The sequence below is a fragment of the Psychrobacillus sp. NPDC093180 genome, from assembly GCF_044754065.1.
GTDB lineage: Bacteria > Bacillota > Bacilli > Bacillales_A > Planococcaceae > Psychrobacillus.
The window spans coordinates 1-1,726 of the sequence record NZ_JBIVOJ010000030.1 but is presented as its reverse complement, the minus strand read 5'-3'; the positions used below and the strand labels follow the sequence as shown (position 1 = coordinate 1,726).

Annotated in this window: 1 protein-coding gene; it reads left to right on the top strand. The window is 35.3% G+C overall.

Going from position 1 to position 1,726, the window contains the following annotated elements:
- Positions 1–127: 127 nt before the first annotated feature.
- Positions 128–1,585 (top strand): IS1182 family transposase, encoded by a 1,458-nt coding sequence (locus ACIP9W_RS22430; RefSeq protein ID WP_400793442.1) that lies wholly within the window; start codon positions 128–130, stop codon positions 1,583–1,585.
- The last annotated feature ends 141 nt before the right edge of the window (positions 1,586–1,726 follow it).

The window sequence follows — 1,726 nt, the reverse complement described above, 5'->3', positions numbered from 1 at the left end:
GATTTAGCGAGGTCACTGAAAAAGTCCAATATTTAAATTAGGCAGTTGAAAGTTCGATTTAATTGAACTTTCAACTGCCTTTTTACTTTATAATAAAGATATTAAATTGTATGTAGGTGATATCCAAATGATTTCAAACCAAGAGTCTCTTAATCTTAGCCCATTCATGGCAATATACGATATCGTTGTGCCGAAAGAAAATATGCTTCGCAAAATCAATGAACTTGTAGATTTTACATTCATCCTTGAAGAATTAAAAACAAAATATTGTCTTGATAACGGTCGCAATGCAGTGCCACCTATCCGCATGTTCAAATATCTATTGCTCAAATCAATTTTTGATTTATCAGATGTAGATGTAGTGGAACGGTCTAAATATGATATGTCGTTTAAATATTTCCTCGATATGGCACCAGAAGATTCTGTGATTGACCCTAGTTCCTTAACGAAATTCCGCAAACTCCGTCTTCCAGATGAGGGTTTATTAGATATGCTTATTGGGAAAACAGTTGAGATTGCATTGGAAAAAGAAATCATTAAAAGTAAATCTATTATCGTGGATGCCACACATACAAGAGCACGTTATAACCAAAAATCACCGAAAGAGTTTTTACAAGAGAAAGCCAAAAATGTTCGAAAAGCTGTTTATCAAATGGATGAATCGATGAAAGAAAAGTTTCCTTCAAAACCAACTTCTGACGAAGTAGAAGTTGAATTGAACTATTGTCGACAAGTAATTTCAGTAGTGGAAGAAGAACCTCAATTGGCGTTTCTTCCAGCCGTTAAAGAAAAATTAAATGTACTAAAAGAAGTCGTAGACGATTATACGGAACAACTAAGTTATTCAAATGATCCAGATGCACGTGTAGGACATAAAACAGCTGACTCTTCTTTCTTTGGCTACAAAACACATATCGCGATGAGTGATGAACGTATTATTACAGCTGCTATTGTGACTACAGGTGAAAAAAGTGACGGGAAATATCTTCAAGATCTAATTGATAAAAGCAAAGAGACAGGAATGGAAATTGATACAGTAATTGGGGATACTGCTTACTCTGAAAAAAACAATATTCGATACACAAAAGAAAATGATATTGCATTAGTTTCTAAGTTACACCCCGTAAACCAAGGTACACGTACAAAAGAAGATGAATTTGAGTTTAATAAAGATGCAGGTATGTATGTTTGTATGGCTGGACATATGGCTGTAAAAAAAGGACGTCATGGTAGAAAAGATTCGGGGAAAAATCAGCGCGAAACCTATTATTTTGATGTAGAAAAATGCAAAGTATGTCCTCTTAAAGAGGGATGTTACAAAGAAGGCGCCAAATATAAAACGTATTCTACAACAATAAAATCAACTGAACATAAAGAGCAGGAAGCATTTCAAAATACTGAGGAATTTAAAGAAAAGGCGAAGTCTCGGTATAAAATTGAAGCAAAAAATAGTGAACTTAAACATAAACACGGGTATGATACGGCATCATCTGCGGGTCTATTTAGCATGGAGATTCAGGGGGCCACAGCGATATTCGTAGTCAATCTCAAGCGAATTCTAAAACTTCTGAGTGAAAAAGAGTAAAAAATACGTGGAAAAAGGCAGATTGCGATCCAAAATCAGACGGCAATCTGCCTTTTTTGTATGAAAATTTATTTGCACGATTAAAAAAAGCAAGTTTTTCAGTGGCCTCTGATTTAGCACGGCGGCGCTTCGCTTTCCGCG